We start from the raw sequence: 1,793 nt of genomic DNA on the forward strand, positions 1-1,793 counted from the left end.
GCACCACTCCGCATTGGTCAGATCCCCACGGCCCATCCGGTCATCCTGACCCCAACACCCCCGCAACGTCCGGAGATCCAAGAAACAGTGCCTAGTCGGCCACGGCGCCCCCCGACCGGGCCGCCCCGGCCTCGTCGAGGCGCCCCAGCACGAGCGTCTGCGAGGCGTCCGGCTGTCTCGGCGGTTCTGCCGCATAGAGCGAACGGCCTCCGCCCGCACATAGGGGCATAGGGGCATTGACCACCGGCGGCGGCTGCACGCTCATCAGCGCCTCTGACCGCCCCTCCCGCTCACACACCTGCCGCGCTCCCGCGCAGCACCGCATGACCTGGCACGCCCAGGTGAGTTGACCATCTTATGGACACTGCTGAGTGAGCGCTTTCTGCGTTGACGTTCCAGGGTGAGGATGGCTGCGGCGATGACGGTCATGCGGTTGGGGCTGCAGCGGGCTTTGCGGAAGCCAGGACTCAGTCGCGCGATGCTCGACCGGTGCTCGTGCCGCTGACAGGGCCCGGTTCATCGTTCGCTGGGTTGTGGTGAGGTCCCGGTGCGGGAGCCGTGTGGTCGGTGTGGTCACCCAGGGGCCGGCCCCGATGTAGGCGCGGTCGGCGAGGAGGGGGACGCCCTGGCGTTCGCAGATCCGGATGATGCGGTGAGTGCGGGCCGCAGTCAGGTCATGCGTGCGGCCGGGTAGCGCGGGTGAGATCCACAGCAGGTTGCCCGCGGGATGGGCCACGACCTGCACGTTCACGCCGTGACGAGGCGATCATGGACGCGGCCTACACGGAGCATGTGACCCGCGCCTTTCCGTTCAGCCCGCCCGGCGCGCACCGGCTGGTGAAGCAGGCGGAGACGGCTTCGGTCTGCGAACCGCACTCTGGACGAGAAGCGCGCGGCCGCGACCGCGCACGCCGCTGCCCTGACCTAAACGGGAGACACCGGCGACATCAAGGGAGCCACCGGCCTGCTCGTCGACGACGTGTTCACCAGCGGATCGCAGCTGCAGCACGTCGCGCTCCGGCTGCGGGCGGTCGGCGCTGCTGGCTTTCGGAGGCTGGTCCTCGCCCGAGTCCCCTGAAAGCAGATGACGGTGGCGCGTGCCATGATCTCGCGCCAGCGGCGGATCCTGATCCACTGGACCGGCCGGAGGAGCTCTCCTTTGCCACCCGGCGAGACCTCCGCTGAGGCTGCCGCAGGAAGCGGTCGGGATCCTCGTCCAGACCGCGGGCGAGAGGCACGATCGGCGCTATCCGGGCCGTCGTGGCTGGCGATGTCCCCGACGCGTCTGCATCACGGAGACGGTGGCGAGGGGTGTTCCAGCAGGGTGCTGGTCAGCGGGGGCGGCGTGTACGCGGAGCACGTCCCGGCCGCCACGCAGGACCCGTCCGCGGGGCCAGGTGATCCGCTCCGCCGTCCGTGTGCGAGCATCCCTCGCTCGCGTGGGATGCATCGGCGGCTTTGGCCATCACCATGTCGTGGGCCGCCTCCGAACGCGGCGAACTGCTCCACTCCCCCCAGCGCAAACAGCCGCCCGGCAGGACGGCGCTCGACAGCTGCGCGGAGGAGGTCGTGCGCTCATCGTAAGATCCGCCCCCGGCCACGGCCTTCCGCTGCCCGGAGGTCCGCCGATCGGTGGAGAGCACCAGCAGCCGCCGGGTCCAGGCCCCCGATTGGCCAGGGTCCAGCGTTCGGGTCGCTTAGGCACTGTTTCTTGGATCTCCGGACGTTGCGGGGGTGTTGGGGTCAGGATGACCGGATGGGCCGTGGGGATCTGACCAATGCGGAGTGGTGCC

1 pseudogene is annotated in these 1,793 nt (G+C 70.0%); it reads right to left on the minus strand.

Going from position 1 to position 1,793, the window contains the following annotated elements:
- Positions 1-384: 384 nt before the first annotated feature.
- Positions 385-760 (minus strand): annotated as a pseudogene (locus ACFZBD_RS35165) (transposase family protein); the annotation flags it as partial.
- Positions 761-1,793 lie beyond the last annotated feature (1,033 nt).

Origin of the sequence: Streptomyces sp. NPDC008121, from assembly GCF_042957155.1 — a bacterium.
Classification (GTDB): Bacteria; Actinomycetota; Actinomycetes; order Streptomycetales; family Streptomycetaceae; genus Streptomyces.